The organism is Enterococcus sp. E5-162 (assembly GCF_035725965.1).
Taxonomy (GTDB): domain Bacteria; phylum Bacillota; class Bacilli; order Lactobacillales; family Enterococcaceae; genus Enterococcus_B; species Enterococcus_B lactis.
On record NZ_JAPRFV010000023.1, the window covers coordinates 1 to 16,599 of the forward strand.

Below are 16,599 nucleotides of genomic sequence, written 5' to 3' on the forward strand. Positions count from 1 at the left end.
ATAGCTAAGGTTATAACGAAGATAGTAGCCCACGGCTACAATAATCACATCCTGCTGAAATTGCTTTCCTTTAAAATGATTCATCGTCATTCCTCCTGCTATCTTTTTCTATTATTCTACCTTATTTGATAGTAGATTTAAAACTTTGCAACAGAACCTATATTTTCATGTACCAACATAATATTTAAGAAGTTTCCCATAGATATATTGGACTTCCTCTTTTAAAACACAAAAATAAATACTACCTTATTTAGGTAGTATTTATTAAAAGTTACGTCAATTTTGATTAAAAATATACTACTTGAACCTCTCATGAGTAAAGTCACGAAATTTTTGGGAATAGAGCGTACTTGATATCTTATTTTTTCACTAATAGCAGTGTCTCTTATTCACCAAGCGATCCCCGTAGTTCCTACGGTTCTTAATTTTTCTCTAGACTAATGATTGTATCTTTAGACCTTCGGCCATAACATGGAGCAAAATAAAAAGGTACTAAGTCTTATATATCAATCTTCGAGTAACCGACGGTTAACAACCATATCGAGCGGCATTAATCACCCACCTGTAGAGGATGAGCGACTTTTGCCTAATTATTGTTAAAAGCCTAGTTTCATTTGTTTAGATTGGAAAATACGTCCTACAAGTATCTCTTTTTTTTTTTGGTCGATCCGATAAAATAAGGCATAGCTTTTGCCGATCACGATCCGATATGTTGGGATATCCATTCCATAGATTTCGGAAACTTCCTCATGCATAGTTGGAAAATTTTTGGTTAGTTCTAAAGCCTTCTGGATCGCACCTACAAATCTTTTTATGCTGGCTGGAGAAAGAGCAAGCTCATTTTCCCATTCTTCTATTATCGTTTCAAGGCTGGTCTGGAAACTTTTAGAATAAACTAGCGTGTACTCTTTCATCTATTCACTCCAGCCGTATTTTCCGAAAGCTTTTACCATTTCAATTTCTGAAACTGTTAAACCTTTCTCAAAGTCTTGGAAACTTTCTTCAATCAATTTGCGATCGTGTTCTTTTGCTATTTGAGTAGTATCTAATATGAATAAGTTGCCTTCTTGTTTGGCTTGGATAGTGTCTCCGCTTTTTAATCCAAGAGAGCTTGGAAGGATCACTCCCACGCTATTGCCGATCTTTCTAACCTTTAGTTCTTTTCCCATGTTATCACACTCCTTTTAGTTTTTGATGAATAAATTATAACATGTTATAACAACAATTGCCAACGGTGTTTCTTAAGGGATTCCACTCCATATTATTATTGGACAAAATAAGCCACTTAGAACGCTGAAAACATATACAAACGATATCAAAATACGAGTGAACTACTCACCATACACTTCCGTTAACATCCATTTAAGTAGGTATTTTTATTATATATAGATTTAACATATGTCGGTCAGTTGATTGATATAGCTAAAGTTATAACTCAACCGAAGCCGATTCATCTACACGAATAAAGTTGCGAGTGTTCTCGGCTAATTCATAAAAATTGTTATGTGTTCCATATAGCAATACTGGAATAACTTTATTTTCTTGAATCTCATAAGCAACTCTATACACGGTGACCGCATACTTAAATCCATTAGACCAATTACCTGATAAACCTCCAGTTTTTTGCTCTTACTTAAATGGATCAATAGCAATTTCATCACAAACCTATAGAGGATGAGTGACTTCTGCCTAATTACGTTAAAAAATATTGAAAGTAACTCTATGTAGCAAAAAATATCTAGAATTTCATTTCCTCAAAACTGATCGATATTGTATCTAAAAATATATACTACCTAAAATAGGTAGTATATATTAAAATATGTGCTTTTGTTAGAAAAATCAATACATAAATTATCATATCTGTATATGTCATTTAGGTATTTCAGTTATGTTATAATAGTTTTGCTGTCTGCTACCCGGGCCTAATCTGGCAAGGGGAGGAGGAGATATAATGAAATACCTTTTTGATTTTGTTTTTGCAATCAAGCCATTTGCAGAGGTAACTGCACACTACATCTGCAAGTGGCTTGATTGTAAAATTGCCAAAAAAGACAGTAAGCCTACCCGTTAATTCTATAATATAGAAACGTAAAAAAAACTACTTAGAACGGTAGATCATCGCTAATAACAATGCATTGTCCACCAAATGGATTTTGTGAAGCATTAAATACATTGTTATTAATTGTCGCTGCTTTTAACTAGGCCTCTCCCCTTCTATTATAAAAGAAGATATATATCATTTCTTAATTACCTACTACCTTAAGCCAAAATTTAAGTACTACCTAATTTAAGTAGTACTTAAACAATCTAAAAAATAGTTATCCCAATTGTTATGCTTTTATAATACGATTATTTGTAACAAAATGAATATTATATAATTAAACACTACCATATTTAGGTAGTGTTTAATTATTAGCAAAACAAAAAATATTTATTCTATTCTCTTAACTTCAACTAAGTTATGCTGCACACCTTTATATAAATCATATGCAACTCATTAGCTAGACAAACTACAAGCATGTAGTTTTATCTGTTAATTATGTACTACCTAAATAAAATAGTTTATAATTAACAAGTATATATATTTAAAAATTTAAGATTAATTTTTTTATGACTTGTACAAATTTATCTGATATTCTCTTATTAAGAACTACCTAATTTGGGTAGTTCTTATTTTTTACATTTTAAGTAGTATTTAATTGCAATTTGGTAGTATTTTTTTATTATCTTATTCTTAGAACGGTAGTACTTAATATAAATATAGGTAGTATCTAATTTAAGTATTAATGGTAGTATCTAAATTAACAGGTAGTATGTAACTACTTTAAAGTAATTTTTTTCAGATTAACACAGTAGTATCTTATTAAATAAGTTAATTTTAATGGTAGTACATAATTATTATATATATCTGACATTGGTAGTACTTATTGTATTTTTTAGTAGTATATAATCTATTGTTTTCTAGCCTAAAGCCTTGTCTTATAAGAATAATATAATATATACTACTGAAATAAGGTAGTATATACTACTAGTAATGGTAGTATGTTTTATATGCATAAGGTAGTTCTTAATTTATTTTTTGTTTTGACACTGGCAGTACTTAATTATCTTTAATTTTAAAACTAAATTTTATTCATACGTTCTTCTGGTAGTATTTAATTATAAATAATATTTATTTAAAGTAGTTCTTAATGACTTTAAAGGTAGTACATAATTCATTTTATTTCTGATTTTAGGTAGTATTTAATTAAAAAACAGTTTTAATGCGTTTGCATTTTTTATTTATCTTTGCTATTTTCGAAAAGAGTAGGTAATTTTACATAAATAAAACAACGTGAAAGTAGAGGATCTACAATGACTGATTTTAATTTTTTTAAGGCGGATAGAGTTTACAACGAATTATTTTATCAATTTCCAAAAGTCTTTATTGTTTCTGACGAATACAAAAAAATGAAAGATTCAACTAAGATTGCCTATATGCTTTTAAAAGCAAGATTAGAGATCGCAATCAGCAAACGGCAAATCGATGAAGAAGGTAATGTTTATTTTACTTATACGACAAATGAACTATGTAGCGTATTAAACTGCCAAAAACAAAAAGCGATAGCAATCAAAAAAGAGTTGGAATCTTTTGGTTTATTATTACAAAAGCAGATGGGATTTAACAAACAGTTAGGGAAAAATAATCCTAATAGACTATATCTAGCAGAATTAAAAGTCTCAGAAAATGATATCTACTTACTCGAAAAATTTGATAGAGAGAATAGGGAAAACGTTGATAAATCAGAGGGTATGAAAATCATACCCACCCTCGACGAAAAATCAGACGCTGAATCCCTTGGGGCTCAAGAGGGTATGAAAATCATACCGTGCCAAAACGTTGATAAATCAGAGGGTATGAAAATCATACCAGAACTTAATAATAATATATTAGACACTAATAGACACAATATAGACACTGAAAAAGACCGCCTACAAGATCAATTGTTGTTAGACAATTTTGAGACAATTATGACAAACGACAGCATTGCTACGTTTGTCCCTGAACGAGTATTAAATTTGATAAAAACATTTTCTTCAAGTTACAGTGAAGCTCAAAAAACCGTCCAGACTATTCATAATGCAAAGAAAAAAGCTGAAATAGAAAGTGGTATTTCGATAGTTTTTGAAGAACTCGATAGTTATTATGTCAATGCAGAACAAGAATTATACACGACACTGTTAAAAGCCTATCAAAAATTAAAAACCGAAAAAGTCGAAAATATCCAGAACCTGATTTTTGTCTATGTAAAAAATTGGTTTATCGAAAAACCAATAGCTGCTAAAGTATCAAGTGAAAAACGTTTGAATTATGAAAGCTCCCCAAGCACTATTACGAAAGACTGGTTAGAGTGAAACTTTACTGACAAAGTGATTGTTGCTTCATGAAGTAACATTAAAATTAAAAATTTTTTATTATTCTAATTATATTACGAATATTACAAAATAATAGCTATTTTACTAGAATTTATAAGTTAAAATATTATGATAAAAATCACAAACGTAGCCTTTTACGTCATAAGTGTTAAAAGAAATAATTAATTTCAAATATAAAAAAGGGAACGTATGTTTGCATACTCCTTTTTTTTGAGTTATAATAATACGCGAAGAGAGATAATTTCATTATTTAAACAAGCTAAAAATCTTGATATTACTTCTTTTCAGGCAATACGAATATTATTCGCTTACATTTTTTGTATAAATTTAATTGTCTGCTATGCTTGTGATGAATTGATTTTCGTTCTGCACTTTTGGATGATAAATTTGGACAATTGAAAATACAAAAAAAAGAAAGGCGGTATGAACTCGGAAGGCTGGTAACCTTCGTCAGCGTTCATACACGGCATTAAGATTTGGCCCTTAATGCGTTAACCTTTCAGTGTTACGGTATTACCCGCAATGGATTTAGTATAACAGATATTCAAAAGTGATACCACTTTTTTTGGCTGTGTTAAGGTTAAAAATACGTGATATTACGATGAATCTATGCCTAAGCATAATGTTATAAAAATGTCCGTGTGGCTCTTTGCCGTATGACGAACGCTGAAATTAGAGGGAACGCATGTTTGGATGCGTTCCCTCTTTTTTGTTTGTCATGAACGAAAATCAATTCTCTATTTTTGAAAAATAACAAGAAAAACTTGTTAAAAATATTTAAAGAAATTGGGTGGTTTATTTTATGTCATATACAGGAATTTTGAGTCTCAAAGATATTTGTCACTACGGTAAACGGTGTACCGCTACAGAGAAAATCACGAAGAAACTATCAACTGGCCAAAGTAAAACCGTTGTGCAGTGTAAGAAATATATAATCCAGAAAGACAAAGTCTCAGAGGAAATGATTTATTACATTGGGAAACAAAAGCAAATAATTTTAAAAGATCCTATCCCCTTAAAAGAGCTATATCCAACAATCAAACATGTTTATGACCAAAACGGTGTACTGATTGGTCGAAGAAAAAATGGAGTCTTGCGTTGTACCGCAAAAGGGATGGGGCGTTTAATCAGCTGAATTGATCATTCTCATAACTTGTATTTTATCGTTTTTCGCTTGCTTGAAAATATTGTCGAGACTTCTAAAAGAACTTAGAATCATTAGAAAAATAAGGAGTAGACTTGATCTATCAACAATTTCCTTCGGGGAGTGACGGGGTAGATTTTTACGATTGGTAACGTAAAAAATTGGTCAATCGAGTAAATGCGCTTGTTTGGATAGTGGTGAAATGAATTTGTGTAAATAATATACACAGAGTAAACAAGAGGGAATTTAGAGGTTAGACAAGTTAGAATAGCGCCTAGATTAATCATGAGCAGCTACTAAGGGATCTAGGCTTTGACGCAAACTCATGGAATAAGGAGTAGGTCTTCTCGTAATGGGGAGGACGCACAAGAAATTGTGTCGTGTGCTGCAGTACATGTAGATACTTGCGAGGACGTTGGTCATTGGATCAATCGAGCATTTACCGCTGTCTACTAGGGTTTCTCGTTTCGGACGCCATAAACGAGTCGATATTTTTTATGTATTTTTAAGTAAACGAAAAACGATAAAATATGAACGAGTCCTGAATAAAGTGAAAAAATTGATATAAAACATAGAGAAAATGAAATTTACGTAATGGAGGAATGACAAATGAAAAATTATGATCCGAATATACGATTGGGCACACATACTATTAAGGTTTCTTTCCAACGTTGGGATTACAAAGGTTTTGTGACGTTTAGAAGAGGCGGAAATTGTAAAGGATTAGATGTTTTAGCATTAAACGAGGATGATTTATACGATCAAACATTGACTGATAATCCAATTGGATTCGGCTTGCTACCTGAAGATGATGAAGGCGATGAGTGGTTTAAAATGACGCTTACGAACGACAAAGGAGACGAATTGTCTGTAGAAGATACCTGGTCATATTTGAGTGATTATATTGTCAGTGTTGAAATCATTGACTTTGTAGCGGATAAAGAAGAATAAAAATTGGAGGAATAGATCATGAAATTTTTCGAAGTAAAATCACCATGCTATTATGCGTTAATCGCAGAAAATAATGAAGAAGAATGTGCAGAAATTACGACGAATAATAAAAAGCTAGTATTATCATTAGACATCGAGTAAAGAATTTATTTAGGAGGCAAATTAGATGGCGCGACCAGTTTTAGATGCGATGGATATGGATACTTTGACAAAAGGAAGGTATGTACAGCTGTTAGCTCGTAGTTATTCACCTAAAGATGTATTTAAAGCATTGAAGAGTCTATTTCACTCACAGAATGTTAGTTGTTAAGTGAATAAAAGAAGTAAAAGAGTCCTGAACGTAATTGTCCAAGACTCTTTTTTTCAATGAATTGTTTTCCGCCAATTCAATGAGTGGTGCGATTTCCGACTACATTATATCAAAAGAAAGAGAAGGGAGGAAGAAGAAATGGCTTATTCAACTATTGGAGTTGTTGTTGAAAAAAGCAGAGACAATCTCGTTTTTGTGACAGAAATTCAAACAGGTAGATCTTTTGTCGTCACAGACAAAGCGGCAAAAGCTTATCGAAGTGGCGATATTTTAGCGTTAAATCTGATTACAAAAACGTTCGTTGATGCAGTAGAAAATTATCCATTTGTTTAGGAGGAAACGGACATGGCAGAAGAAAAAGAACCACTAGACAATAGTCGTTTGGGAAAATCCAAAAGAAAATTAGCACGATTGCAAAATGAATTAAACGAACAAATTGAGAAGATGTTTGAACACCAGAGAAAGACAAACGGTCAGCCAATGAACGATAAGAGAAATGGGCATTCTTGGTTTAGGCAACAAGAACGTTTAGAAAACAAAGTGCATAGTCTGAGAGAAGAGATCAAGCAACAAGAAAAACAGGTAGAAAAACTTGAAAGACAAGAAGAGCTAAAGGAAATGGGCTATAACAAGTACGGCGGCCTGGATATGACAATCGAAAATATTCCAAGAATCAAAGAAGAAATCGAACGCTTTGAAAAAGGTGAATCGACTTTTTCAGCCGCTACGATCCGAAAATACCAACGAAAATTGGAAACATTAGAACAGCTGAAAGAAAAATCAGAGAAAGGAAAAGAAAATATTCTTCCTGAAGTACAAGCGATCATTGACAGCGGACGAGTGACGCAATGGAAAAAGAATCCAACTATCTATTTTCTGAAAGGCTATCGAAAAGTCGCTTTAGAACTCAATGAAAACGGCGAATTTGAAGCGTCAAAAAAATACCAAGCCACGTCGGAAGAAGAAAAGGCAGCTGTTCGTGAATTACTTGAAGAGGCTAGACCAATTGATTCTGTGAAAGAGAAAGAAATCGATCATTTCTATCGAGTAGAATTCAACGAAAATGATCCAGAAAAAGGATTGAAAAGTTATGGTGGGGAGATCGTAACATTCGAATTGATCGATCAACTCAAAACGTTGGATAACCAATACGCCGCAGAAGCAGGTTATTATAAATTCTATTTTGAAGAAGTGAAGAACGGAGAAGTAGTCGATCAGATCCGAATGGATCTAGGGGATGGCGTCAACAGTAATCAACCCATCTATTTAGAGTTAGCAAAATTGTGCGAACAAGTACCTGAGAAGGAACAAAAACAATCGGTCAAAAATGAACCTGTTTCGAAAGAAGAAATGCAGTCGAAAGAAACAAAAACAAAACAAAAGGGCTATCAAAAACGAACGGCAGAAGAGATTAAACAAGAAGTTAAATCCCTTTCGCAACAGGCACTGGATGCGGTGAAAAAGCATACCCATTCTCCTGAAGACGTCAAAGAACTTTTGAACTTTATGTCTCGTTTTCCAGAACGATCCTTTAGAAATCAATTATTGATTGAGGAACAATTTCCAGGTGCAACGGCTTGTTTAGGTCGTGCCGCGTTGAAAAAAGAAGGAATCTATATCAAAAAAGGGGAACAAGGGAACAAGATCTTTGTCAGAAAAACGGTCAAAGGATTTTATGAGAAAGGACGTGGCTTTGTTCGAGAAACAGAAGCTACACCAGAAGATAAAAAACGAATCGAAAGTGGTCAAATCGAAGTGATCAAAAAACCTTACTACACGATTGAAAAAGTGTTTGATATCACACAAACACAATTGAAGCCTGAAGACTATCCGAAAATCTTCCCGAACCGCGTCTTTGATTTTCAATTGGATAAAACAGGGCAGACAGAACTTCAAGTTGGGATTCAAGCGGTAGCCAAAAATATTGGAATTCAAATTCGAGATATGACAGAAAGTGAAGTCTATCAAAGAGAATTAGGACAAGCACGTGGGGCGTACGTTCGTAACGAATTTGTATGAAGGGAAATATCTAAGCTACCCACGAACAGATACCCCTTATATTACAGAAGGGGAGTATGCGTATCTGTTGGATCACTTAGACGAATACAAACACTTTTTAAAGGCCGAAGCCATTCCTACTCCTATTCATACACCTAATAGTCGATATGTGAATAATAAGAAAGTCCAGGAACATTACGCGATCATTCCTACAAAAACGGTCATGACGGCAGCGGCTTTTGAACAATTAAGTCCACTGCAGCAGGCCATTTATGAACAAGTGTTAAAAACAACGGTGGCCATGTTTGCGGAAAAATATACCTATGAAGAAACAACGATCTTGACGCAAGTTCAGCAGCTTCAGTTAAAAGCAATCGGAAAAGTGCCGGTAGATCTAGGTTGGAAGAAGTTATTTGGAAAAGAGAGCGACGGAAAAGAGAAGGAAGAAGAGCCGCTACTTCCTAAAGTGACAAAAGGAGAAATGGTGACGGTAGATCTACAAGTCCTTGAAAAAGAAACAAAGCCACCAAAACCTTATACCGAAGGCACGTTGATCACTGCAATGAAAACAGCTGGGAAAACCGTGGATAGTGAAGAAGCGCAATCTATATTGAAAGAAGTAGAAGGAATCGGTACAGAAGCGACACGGGCAAATATTATTGAAATCTTGAAACAAAAGGAATATATCAAGGTAGAGAAAAATAAGCTCGTGGTGACGAATAAAGGGATTTTGCTTTGCCAAGCCGTGGAAAAAGAGCCGCTGCTTACGAGCGCCGAAATGACCGCCAAATGGGAAAGCTACTTATTAAAGATTGGAGAACGAAAAGGAACACAAACCACTTTTCTAGCTAATATCCAAAAATTTGTCTCTCACTTATTGGAAGTCGTACCAGGGCAAATCCAATCCACTGATTTTGGATCGACGTTACAAGAAGTGAAAGCAGCCAGTGAAAAGCAAGAAGCCGCGCGTCATTTAGGAATTTGTCCAAAATGCCAGGAACAAGAAGTCATACTTTATCAAAAGGTGGCAGCATGTACGTCTGAAGTCTGTGATTTTAAATTATGGACAACGATTGCCAAAAAGAAACTCACAGCGACACAGCTGAAGGAGATTATTCAAAATAGCCGAACAAGCCAACCAGTGAAAGGGTTAAAAGGTCAGAAGGGTTCGTTTGAAGCAACGATTGTTTTAAAAGAAGACTTCACTACAGGCTTTGAATTTTCTGAAAAGAAAAAAACGAACTTCAAGAAAAGAACACGACGCACGACAAAATAATGGAGGGTTAATCTTATGCGTAATACAACACACAAACAACAAGAAATCGAAAATCAAAAAGCCAAAATTCGTTCAGAACAGGAAAAAATGCGTGCCAGCAAACGAAGACTGCAGCAATTAAAGAACCAGCAGCGGATTCAAAAAGAAATTGAATTAGATCGATAGACATTAACCTTGTTACAAATACACTATCATGATACATTTAATGTAGTGTATTTGTAACGAAAGGGGGGAAGTAAATGCAAAAGAAACTGAAAGAATTGTTGGCTATTCGCGATGGAAATTTATCTATGAAGGAAGCCAGAAAATTAGGAATCGCAGCAACCACTGTACAAAGATTGGTGAATCAAGGAAAATTGATCAAAGTTGATCGTGGTTATTATGTAGAGGATGGTCATGGAATAGATGATTTATTTTGGCTTCAGCAACGATTTTCCAGGGGAATCTTCTCTCATGAAACGACTTTAGATATTTACCAGCTTTCTACGAATATGCCGAAATTCATTCACTTAACTTTTCCCCATGGCTATAACGTTGATCGTTCAATTACAAAAGAGCAGCAGTTACAATTTCATTTCGTGAAGAAAGAAGTTTATGAACTAGGAAAAGTAGAGGGAACTTCCTTTCAAGGAAATCCTATTACTATGTATGATAAAGAGCGTACACTTTGTGATATTTGGAATCCGAGATATGAAATTGAATATGAAATGAAATTAGAAGCATTAAAAGAGTACATGGAAGACCCATTGAGAGATCCAAGTAAATTAAGAGATTACATGACAAAACTACATGTAGAAAAAGAAATGAAATACCACATGCAAAGCTTATATTGATGGAGGAAAAAGATGACACCGACACAATTTGCAGCAAAAACAAGAAATTTAGCAAAGAGTACAGGATTAAATGCACAGTTAGTGCAACGGCATTTTATGATGGATCGTCTAATTGAACAAATTTCTGAATCAAAGTACAAAAATGACTTCATTTTGAAAGGCGGCTTTTTATTAGGATCAAAATATGGAATCGATAGAAGGACAACAATTGATATCGATACGACATTTAGAAATAGCAAATTAACTGAAGAAAAATTGAAGAGCATTTTTAATGATTTAACTAGAAAACCCACAAAAGAAGGCATTGTTTTCTCTATTCAAGGAATGAAGGAAACAAGAGAAGCCGATTTTTATCCTGGATTTCAAATTAAATTGGTGGCTAATTTAGAGAAAGTACGTGTACCGTTTAAAATGGACGTGACAACAGGAGATTCTATTTATCCTGAAGTAGATACACACTATCACCAATTAATGTTTGAAGATAAAAAAGTGGAGATTCCAGCTTATCCAACAGAACAAATTATTGCAGAAAAGCTAAGTGCTACGTTCAGCTTTGGCACAGATAATTCGAGAGCAAAAGATTACTACGACTTATTTACCATTCCGAAACTAGAAAATATTGATACGAAAGAGTTATACAAAAGTGTTCGAAATACATTTACAAAACGTGGAGATACAAAGCCTTTATCCTTTTATTATGAAAGAGAAATGGATAAGATCAGGGGAAACGACTATTTGGAAAAGCAGTGGGAAAAATATCGCTCAGTTAACACGTTTGCGAATTCCATTTCATTTGCAGATACAGTCAACGAAATTGATCACCTAATGAAAAGTGTGATCAAAATTGAAAATCAAGAAAGAAAAAGGCAGTTTAAAAGATCACAACAAATGAATCAAGAAACGGAGAGATAAAGATGATTAATAATGTAACTTTAGTAGGACGGTTAACCAAAGATCCAGATTTACGTTATACCGCAAGTGGCACAGCAGTGGCCACTTTTACCTTAGCCGTTAATCGTAATTTCACGAATCAAAACGGCAATCGAGAAGCCGATTTTGTCAACTGTGTGATTTGGCGCAAACCAGCAGAAACGATGGCGACATTAGCTAAAAAAGGCAGCTTGATTGGCGTTGTCGGACGGATTCAAACCCGAACCTACGATAACCAACAAGGACAACGTGTGTATGTGACAGAAGTTGTAGCTGATAACTTTCAACTATTAGAAAGTAAAGCAACGACAGAGAGCCGTGCGCACGCTGATCAATCGTCCAGCAGTCCAAGCCCTACCACCTTTGAACAACGGGATGTAGCTACGCCTAACAACAATGGATTGAACGCTTCACAAAATCCATTTGGCGGACAATCAATCGATATTAGTGATGATGATTTACCATTCTGATTGTAAAAGATCAATAAAGTTGTTATAATGGATACGAAAAGAGGAGTTGCGCTAACAACTCCCCTAACAGCACCGTTTAAGACGGTGACCAGCTTAATATTATTTTTGAAAAATAATCGTCGACCGGCTAAAGCTGACGGTTATTTTTTTTGATTGTTGTTTACAACTGCTAAGATTCCAAAAATGATTGTTGCGATCAAAGAACCGAAACTAATCATTAATCCTAGCGCCGTTTCAACAGGCAAAAGGCTTCTCCTTTCTGTAAGATTTTGGAAGTACGCACATACGCACCACCTCACTTTCAATCGGATAGCCACCGTCACAAACTTTACTGTCTTGATCATTATAGCATATCTAAAATCGAATAAAAATTCTCAATTTTAACTGTTTTTGCTATAATTTTAGCGAGGTGATCGTGATGAACAAATATGTTGGTTTGCTTGATAAAATCCGAGTAATAAAAACACAACCATTATTGGTTCGCTTTACTTTACAAACAATTCATGAATCGATTAATTGTGTAGTTGCAGATATTGAAATTATCGATAAATTGTTAATTATGGATGATGGAAAATACAATATTGCCGTCACAGGTCATTTCAATAAACGGAATCAATTAGTCATTGAATCGATGCAAATTAGAAACCCTGATCATTTTACGCGATCAATGGGCATATAAATAAAAGAAGAGCTGCAATCCTAATGTAGGACTGCAGCTCTTTTTGTTTTACATAGAAACAGGAAGAAAGGGAAAGGCCTATTTAGGAAGGCACAAGCGCCTTCTCAATTGAAAAACCTTTCTCTCACTCCAACCGCCACCGCCGTTCGAGAAGAAAGGAAGTGAACGTTGCACGTTCACTAAGATAAGGGGTCTTGCTTTGTAAGACAAAATAGGAAAAGCTTCCTCTCACCAAAAGGTTCGTTCCTGTTCGCTATCTCTTTATTGATTTGCCAGACCGGCAACAAGTTGCCTTTTATCACCAAAAAGCGACAAGGACAAGGGTAAATGGCACGCTGCGCGCCCTTGTCCTTGTCGCTTTTCGTTGATTCATTCTGGCCAACAAATCAATAAAGAAAGAACTAACGAAAGGAAGTAAAACCTTTCCTAAGAGGAGGCAGAATCAATCATGCGAAAGAAATTTGATTATTGGGGTGTTCCCTTCAGCGAATTATTCCCAAACTATCATGCACCACATACTGTCGAATGCGATTGTGGAGAAAGAGCGAAATGTATCAAAAGCTATTGTTTGTATCAATGTCCAACATGCGGGAAAAAATATACCTTGTCTTATGGCGATTATATTTTGATTGAGGAGAAAGGAAAGAAACGCTGATGAAAACACAACACAAATTATTGACTGTAAAAGAAGTCGTTCAAATTTTGGTGGACAAAGAAGTCATTTCTGAAAAAGTAGCAGAAGCTTTACTTATTCCGCGGTACTGGACGATAGAAACCCCTTTAGTAGAGGATGCACCGACTATGCTATTTGAAGACTTAGTGAAGATTGCAGGATGTGAACTGCATTATCAAGAAAAATTGGAAACTTATGAAAACGAATATTGGTTAACCAAATTAGAGAACTAAAAAGGAGAAAAAAATATGGCTCAAAATTACTATGACGAATTTGTCAAATTACCTTTGGATAAAATGGCACAAAAAATGGAGGATATGACGTTCCTATACAACGAAACACGTGTTCCAAAAAAACATTATAAAGAAAAATTGTCGGTAGCTGTGGAATAAATGATTGAATCAGGTGTCGAAATGAATCTTATTGCGACGTACTATCGAACACTGGAAGAACTGAAAAAGCAAAATGCAAAATGGTTTTTCCAAGCCTTACTATGCTTGGAAGTAGGTGTCAAACCAAGCACTATTAAACCTTCTGAATACCAAGCTTTAGAACTAACGTATGCGAAATTTATCGAAACGAAAAAAGCCAAGACTGTTTCAAGTGAATGGTTAGATTATTTTGAAAATATCAATAAGTATGGCGCATATTACACCATGAAAAAGGAAGACAACGAAAATGAATAAGGTGATTTATCAACTAACAACGGATTCCATATCAACGATTTGAAAGAAAAAAAGGTCAATAATCATTTATACCGAAAAGTGAGAATGTGTGAAATAAGGACAAAAAAAGCCTAGTAACTAAGGGAATGGTTCTTATTTCGCACCAACCGCCCCCGCCGCTTAGGTGGTGCGAAATAAACGGGCAAAGCCCGATAACTTAAGAGAAAGAAGGTGATCCATTTGAACAAGATTATTCCCTTATTGTTAGTACTGTTTGTTGGCGAAATACTTATGCGAGATAGTGCAGCTGTACAGTTAAACCTCGCTGTATTTTTGGTAATACTGGTGTTTTGTTTGATCTTTTGGCGGTTTGTATTAGTCCTCGTGAGTCTACTATTCAAGATGATTGCAGCCATATTTTTCATGGGGTTATTTCGATGAAAGGAGAGAGTACCAATGCCAATTGCAATAGGAAATAAACGGTTACCCGTGACATTAGATGAAAAGAGACAAAAAGAATTGCAGCAACTAAAGCAGAAGTACGACAAAAGTGAATCCAGGATTATGTGTATTGCGTTAGATTTATTGATTGCCAAGAAAAAGCAGGATTTGAGGTACCAGCACTAAGAAAGTGACGTCACTTTTTATACTAAAACCTAAAAGTGATATCACTTTTAGACAATGGAAAAGGTGGAAATAAGATGAAGAAAAAACAAACTAAACTATCGTTAGCAGATATTTTAACACAGTTAACCGCAACTGAAGATGGTGTTGTAGAATTTGAACGATCTGAAATTTCGGTAGTAGATGATCGTTACTTTAAAATGCCTTACTTTTTTGACCAAGCAAAGGTCATTTGCCTTTGTGGCTACGATGGGGTACGTGATTACTTTGGAATTAGAATTACTGAAGAAAAAGTCGTTTGGGTAAACAATCATACAGAATTAGGTGCGCTAGCCTTTGAAGGAACTGTATTGGACAATATCTCTATTGTATTCGAGGAAGAAAGCTTTACGCTTGAATGCGATAAGTTAACCCGATATATCGATCCAAAATTCTATGAGGATAAAAACCTGGCATGGGAACTGGCTTTATAGACAGAGTGCTAGTGCAAGTAAAGGAAGAAAGGAAGAAAGGAAGATCACCATGAAATACAATTTATTAGACCATAAGCGAATGTGGGTAGAGAAATTAGAGGAAGACTTAGAACAGTTGGAATTGTTAGGTCATAATAAGACTTCAACGGTGTATAAAGAAGGACTAAAACGAACGAAAAAAGCACAAAAAGAACTAGCAACACTGGAAAGTAGCGTTCAGAAAAAAGAAGTAGACTTAACATACACTTACCTTTAGGAGTAGAAAATGGCAGACAAGAGAAAAGAAAAGATTCAAAAATTACTGGCGCTTGCGGCGGATGTAAATGATGAGGAATCAATGAGCGCATTAGCCAAAGCCCAGCAATTGATGATGGACTATGATCTTACTGAAGATGAGATTTTCAATTATCATGAGCAGCAACGGATAGAAGCAGTAGAAACGCACGTGATCTATCGTGGACGTCCGCAAAAATGGCTGTATCGTTTATTTAGAAATTAAGATAAAAAAGGCTAGTTAACAGGTTTGTCGACTGGCCTTTTTTGATATGTTTGTACATGTTTTATTGTGTTTTAATTTTTCTCTTTTTTATAGCAAGCTCCTTTTATAATAAATATTCCGAAAAGTGAAGACCATTTTTTATTTATTAAGACTATTATTATTAGTGAGATAAAATTTGATTGATCTTACAGAATATTGGTGACGATTATGACACTAAAGATACTATTTATGAAAATTTTGCAAAAATGTTCTGAAAATTACATGTAATTGTTTTATAAAAAAGGGAGGCAATTATATGAAGAAAAAATTTGTTAGTATTTTTATGATTTTAGGAATTGTTTTATGAAGTGTATCTACTTTAGGAATTACAGTAGATGCTGCAACTTATTATGGAAATGGTGTTTATTGTAATACTCAAAAATATTGGGTAGATTGGAGTAGAGCTCGCTCTGAGATTGTTGATAGAGGAGTAAATGGATAGGCTACAATTAACTAGACAGAAAAATTAAGGTGTGTAGACTAGAAGAAAACATACCAGGAGGAATTTTTATGTCTAAGAGAACACGAAGAACTTTTTCACAAGAATTCAAGCAACAAATCGTCAATCTTTACTTAGCTGGAAAGCCACGTGTAGAAATCATTCGAGAATATGAACTAA

22 protein-coding genes and 6 pseudogenes are annotated in these 16,599 nt (G+C 34.5%); 22 read left to right on the top strand and 6 right to left on the bottom strand.

Annotated features, from left to right (window positions below; all coding sequences use genetic code 11):
• Window positions 1-596: 596 nt before the first annotated feature.
• The 4 genes and pseudogenes from OZZ83_RS14085 to OZZ83_RS14100 all read right to left on the bottom strand — a co-directional run.
• Window positions 597-914, bottom strand: coding sequence for a type II toxin-antitoxin system RelE/ParE family toxin (locus OZZ83_RS14085; protein ID WP_128704496.1), 318 nt, complete (start codon window positions 912-914; stop codon window positions 597-599).
• Window positions 915-1,169 carry an AbrB/MazE/SpoVT family DNA-binding domain-containing protein gene (locus OZZ83_RS14090; RefSeq protein ID WP_002290397.1) on the bottom strand — a complete coding sequence of 85 codons (255 nt, stop codon included), beginning with the start codon at window positions 1,167-1,169 and terminating at the stop codon, window positions 915-917.
• Window positions 1,170-1,428: 259 nt separating this feature from the next.
• A pseudogene (locus tag OZZ83_RS14095) lies at window positions 1,429-1,653 on the bottom strand (type II toxin-antitoxin system RelE/ParE family toxin).
• A gap of 449 nt (window positions 1,654-2,102) precedes the next feature.
• Window positions 2,103-2,189, bottom strand: a pseudogene (locus OZZ83_RS14100) (single-stranded DNA-binding protein); the annotation flags it as partial.
• 1,165 nt (window positions 2,190-3,354) lie between these two features.
• Between OZZ83_RS14100 and OZZ83_RS14105 the strand changes: the two are divergent.
• The 12 genes and pseudogenes from OZZ83_RS14105 (at window position 3,355) to ssb (ending at window position 12,328) form a co-directional block, all read left to right on the top strand.
• Entirely contained in the window at window positions 3,355-4,395 is a 1,041-nt protein-coding gene (locus OZZ83_RS14105) for a replication initiator protein A (protein WP_002295675.1), read from the top strand.
• Between the two features lie 823 nt (window positions 4,396-5,218).
• On the top strand, window positions 5,219-5,551 hold the full coding sequence (gene traE, locus OZZ83_RS14110) for a type IV conjugative transfer system protein TraE (protein ID WP_002322486.1): 333 nt from the start codon (window positions 5,219-5,221) through the stop codon (window positions 5,549-5,551).
• A 618-nt stretch (window positions 5,552-6,169) separates the two neighbouring features.
• Complete coding sequence (locus OZZ83_RS14115) at window positions 6,170-6,511, top strand: DUF5406 family protein (protein WP_002375758.1); 342 nt, start codon at window positions 6,170-6,172, stop codon at window positions 6,509-6,511.
• Window positions 6,512-6,529: 18 nt separating this feature from the next.
• Window positions 6,530-6,652, top strand: coding sequence for a hypothetical protein (locus tag OZZ83_RS14120; protein ID WP_002293478.1), 123 nt, complete (start codon window positions 6,530-6,532; stop codon window positions 6,650-6,652).
• A 25-nt stretch (window positions 6,653-6,677) separates the two neighbouring features.
• Window positions 6,678-6,821 carry a hypothetical protein gene (locus tag OZZ83_RS14125; protein WP_325066099.1) on the top strand — a complete coding sequence of 48 codons (144 nt, stop codon included), beginning with the start codon at window positions 6,678-6,680 and terminating at the stop codon, window positions 6,819-6,821.
• Window positions 6,822-6,959: 138 nt separating this feature from the next.
• On the top strand, window positions 6,960-7,154 hold the full coding sequence (locus tag OZZ83_RS14130) for a hypothetical protein (RefSeq protein WP_002293517.1): 195 nt from the start codon (window positions 6,960-6,962) through the stop codon (window positions 7,152-7,154).
• Between the two features lie 12 nt (window positions 7,155-7,166).
• Window positions 7,167-8,834 (top strand): annotated as a pseudogene (locus OZZ83_RS14135) (ArdC-like ssDNA-binding domain-containing protein); the annotation flags it as partial.
• Window positions 8,833-10,095, top strand: a pseudogene (locus OZZ83_RS14140) (DNA topoisomerase); the annotation flags it as partial. The pseudogenes OZZ83_RS14135 and OZZ83_RS14140, both read left to right, overlap by 2 nt.
• A 15-nt stretch (window positions 10,096-10,110) precedes the next feature.
• A complete protein-coding gene (locus OZZ83_RS14145) occupies window positions 10,111-10,260 on the top strand; it encodes a hypothetical protein (protein WP_002295632.1) in 150 nt (49 codons plus the stop codon).
• Window positions 10,261-10,334: 74 nt separating this feature from the next.
• Entirely contained in the window at window positions 10,335-10,928 is a 594-nt protein-coding gene (locus tag OZZ83_RS14150) for a type IV toxin-antitoxin system AbiEi family antitoxin domain-containing protein (protein WP_002310996.1), read from the top strand.
• Between the two features lie 12 nt (window positions 10,929-10,940).
• A complete protein-coding gene (locus tag OZZ83_RS14155; protein ID WP_002310998.1) occupies window positions 10,941-11,840 on the top strand; it encodes a nucleotidyl transferase AbiEii/AbiGii toxin family protein in 900 nt (299 codons plus the stop codon).
• 2 nt (window positions 11,841-11,842) lie between these two features.
• Window positions 11,843-12,328 carry a single-stranded DNA-binding protein gene (gene ssb, locus OZZ83_RS14160; RefSeq protein ID WP_002310999.1) on the top strand — a complete coding sequence of 162 codons (486 nt, stop codon included), beginning with the start codon at window positions 11,843-11,845 and terminating at the stop codon, window positions 12,326-12,328.
• Window positions 12,329-12,468: 140 nt separating this feature from the next.
• Here the strand turns inward: ssb and comI are convergent, their stop codons facing one another.
• Window positions 12,469-12,573 (bottom strand): competence inhibitor ComI, encoded by a 105-nt coding sequence (comI, locus tag OZZ83_RS14165; protein ID WP_008274030.1) that lies wholly within the window; start codon window positions 12,571-12,573, stop codon window positions 12,469-12,471.
• Window positions 12,574-12,746: 173 nt separating this feature from the next.
• Between comI and OZZ83_RS14170 the strand changes: the two genes are divergently transcribed.
• The 5 genes from OZZ83_RS14170 (at window position 12,747) to OZZ83_RS14190 (ending at window position 14,366) form a co-directional block, all read left to right on the top strand.
• On the top strand, window positions 12,747-13,007 hold the full coding sequence (locus OZZ83_RS14170) for a hypothetical protein (protein WP_002295623.1): 261 nt from the start codon (window positions 12,747-12,749) through the stop codon (window positions 13,005-13,007).
• Between the two features lie 448 nt (window positions 13,008-13,455).
• Window positions 13,456-13,662, top strand: coding sequence for a hypothetical protein (locus OZZ83_RS14175; RefSeq protein WP_002330430.1), 207 nt, complete (start codon window positions 13,456-13,458; stop codon window positions 13,660-13,662).
• Window positions 13,662-13,913, top strand: coding sequence for a hypothetical protein (locus tag OZZ83_RS14180; protein ID WP_002311001.1), 252 nt, complete (start codon window positions 13,662-13,664; stop codon window positions 13,911-13,913). The genes OZZ83_RS14175 and OZZ83_RS14180 overlap by 1 nt, the downstream gene beginning before the upstream one ends.
• A 15-nt stretch (window positions 13,914-13,928) precedes the next feature.
• Complete coding sequence (locus OZZ83_RS14185) at window positions 13,929-14,072, top strand: hypothetical protein (RefSeq protein WP_002330429.1); 144 nt, start codon at window positions 13,929-13,931, stop codon at window positions 14,070-14,072.
• 21 nt (window positions 14,073-14,093) lie between these two features.
• Complete coding sequence (locus OZZ83_RS14190) at window positions 14,094-14,366, top strand: hypothetical protein (protein WP_002300801.1); 273 nt, start codon at window positions 14,094-14,096, stop codon at window positions 14,364-14,366.
• Between the two features lie 110 nt (window positions 14,367-14,476).
• Here OZZ83_RS14190 and OZZ83_RS14195 read toward each other — a convergent pair whose 3' ends face one another.
• Complete coding sequence (locus OZZ83_RS14195; protein WP_306173746.1) at window positions 14,477-14,704, bottom strand: hypothetical protein; 228 nt, start codon at window positions 14,702-14,704, stop codon at window positions 14,477-14,479.
• A 97-nt stretch (window positions 14,705-14,801) separates the two neighbouring features.
• Between OZZ83_RS14195 and OZZ83_RS14200 the strand changes: the two genes are divergently transcribed.
• The 5 genes and pseudogenes from OZZ83_RS14200 (at window position 14,802) to OZZ83_RS14220 (ending at window position 16,422) form a co-directional block, all read left to right on the top strand.
• The gene (locus OZZ83_RS14200; protein ID WP_002330428.1) at window positions 14,802-14,972 is read left to right on the top strand and encodes a hypothetical protein; all 171 of its coding nucleotides are present in this window, start codon (window positions 14,802-14,804) and stop codon (window positions 14,970-14,972) included.
• A 74-nt stretch (window positions 14,973-15,046) separates the two neighbouring features.
• Complete coding sequence (locus OZZ83_RS14205; RefSeq protein WP_002293546.1) at window positions 15,047-15,442, top strand: hypothetical protein; 396 nt, start codon at window positions 15,047-15,049, stop codon at window positions 15,440-15,442.
• Window positions 15,443-15,491: 49 nt separating this feature from the next.
• Window positions 15,492-15,698 (top strand): hypothetical protein, encoded by a 207-nt coding sequence (locus OZZ83_RS14210; protein WP_002311003.1) that lies wholly within the window; start codon window positions 15,492-15,494, stop codon window positions 15,696-15,698.
• A 9-nt stretch (window positions 15,699-15,707) separates the two neighbouring features.
• A pseudogene (locus OZZ83_RS14215) lies at window positions 15,708-15,929 on the top strand (DUF2786 domain-containing protein); the annotation flags it as partial.
• Between the two features lie 334 nt (window positions 15,930-16,263).
• A pseudogene (locus OZZ83_RS14220) lies at window positions 16,264-16,422 on the top strand (leucocin A/sakacin P family class II bacteriocin).
• The last annotated feature ends 177 nt before the right edge of the window (window positions 16,423-16,599 follow it).

What these genes read in the sequence shown, in the direction of transcription:
- OZZ83_RS14085 (WP_128704496.1), bottom strand. Translation starts at nt 914, where the DNA reads ATGAAAGAGTACACGCTAGTTTATTCTAAAAGTTTCCAGACCAGCCTT.
- OZZ83_RS14090 (WP_002290397.1), bottom strand. Translation starts at nt 1,169, where the DNA reads ATGGGAAAAGAACTAAAGGTTAGAAAGATCGGCAATAGCGTGGGAGTG.
- OZZ83_RS14105 (WP_002295675.1), top strand. Translation starts at nt 3,355, where the DNA reads ATGACTGATTTTAATTTTTTTAAGGCGGATAGAGTTTACAACGAATTA.
- traE (WP_002322486.1), top strand. Translation starts at nt 5,219, where the DNA reads ATGTCATATACAGGAATTTTGAGTCTCAAAGATATTTGTCACTACGGT.
- OZZ83_RS14115 (WP_002375758.1), top strand. Translation starts at nt 6,170, where the DNA reads ATGAAAAATTATGATCCGAATATACGATTGGGCACACATACTATTAAG.
- OZZ83_RS14120 (WP_002293478.1), top strand. Translation starts at nt 6,530, where the DNA reads ATGAAATTTTTCGAAGTAAAATCACCATGCTATTATGCGTTAATCGCA.
- OZZ83_RS14125 (WP_325066099.1), top strand. Translation starts at nt 6,678, where the DNA reads ATGGCGCGACCAGTTTTAGATGCGATGGATATGGATACTTTGACAAAA.
- OZZ83_RS14130 (WP_002293517.1), top strand. Translation starts at nt 6,960, where the DNA reads ATGGCTTATTCAACTATTGGAGTTGTTGTTGAAAAAAGCAGAGACAAT.
- OZZ83_RS14145 (WP_002295632.1), top strand. Translation starts at nt 10,111, where the DNA reads ATGCGTAATACAACACACAAACAACAAGAAATCGAAAATCAAAAAGCC.
- OZZ83_RS14150 (WP_002310996.1), top strand. Translation starts at nt 10,335, where the DNA reads ATGCAAAAGAAACTGAAAGAATTGTTGGCTATTCGCGATGGAAATTTA.
- OZZ83_RS14155 (WP_002310998.1), top strand. Translation starts at nt 10,941, where the DNA reads ATGACACCGACACAATTTGCAGCAAAAACAAGAAATTTAGCAAAGAGT.
- ssb (WP_002310999.1), top strand. Translation starts at nt 11,843, where the DNA reads ATGATTAATAATGTAACTTTAGTAGGACGGTTAACCAAAGATCCAGAT.
- OZZ83_RS14170 (WP_002295623.1), top strand. Translation starts at nt 12,747, where the DNA reads ATGAACAAATATGTTGGTTTGCTTGATAAAATCCGAGTAATAAAAACA.
- OZZ83_RS14175 (WP_002330430.1), top strand. Translation starts at nt 13,456, where the DNA reads ATGCGAAAGAAATTTGATTATTGGGGTGTTCCCTTCAGCGAATTATTC.
- OZZ83_RS14180 (WP_002311001.1), top strand. Translation starts at nt 13,662, where the DNA reads ATGAAAACACAACACAAATTATTGACTGTAAAAGAAGTCGTTCAAATT.
- OZZ83_RS14185 (WP_002330429.1), top strand. Translation starts at nt 13,929, where the DNA reads ATGGCTCAAAATTACTATGACGAATTTGTCAAATTACCTTTGGATAAA.
- OZZ83_RS14190 (WP_002300801.1), top strand. Translation starts at nt 14,094, where the DNA reads ATGAATCTTATTGCGACGTACTATCGAACACTGGAAGAACTGAAAAAG.
- OZZ83_RS14200 (WP_002330428.1), top strand. Translation starts at nt 14,802, where the DNA reads ATGCCAATTGCAATAGGAAATAAACGGTTACCCGTGACATTAGATGAA.
- OZZ83_RS14205 (WP_002293546.1), top strand. Translation starts at nt 15,047, where the DNA reads ATGAAGAAAAAACAAACTAAACTATCGTTAGCAGATATTTTAACACAG.
- OZZ83_RS14210 (WP_002311003.1), top strand. Translation starts at nt 15,492, where the DNA reads ATGAAATACAATTTATTAGACCATAAGCGAATGTGGGTAGAGAAATTA.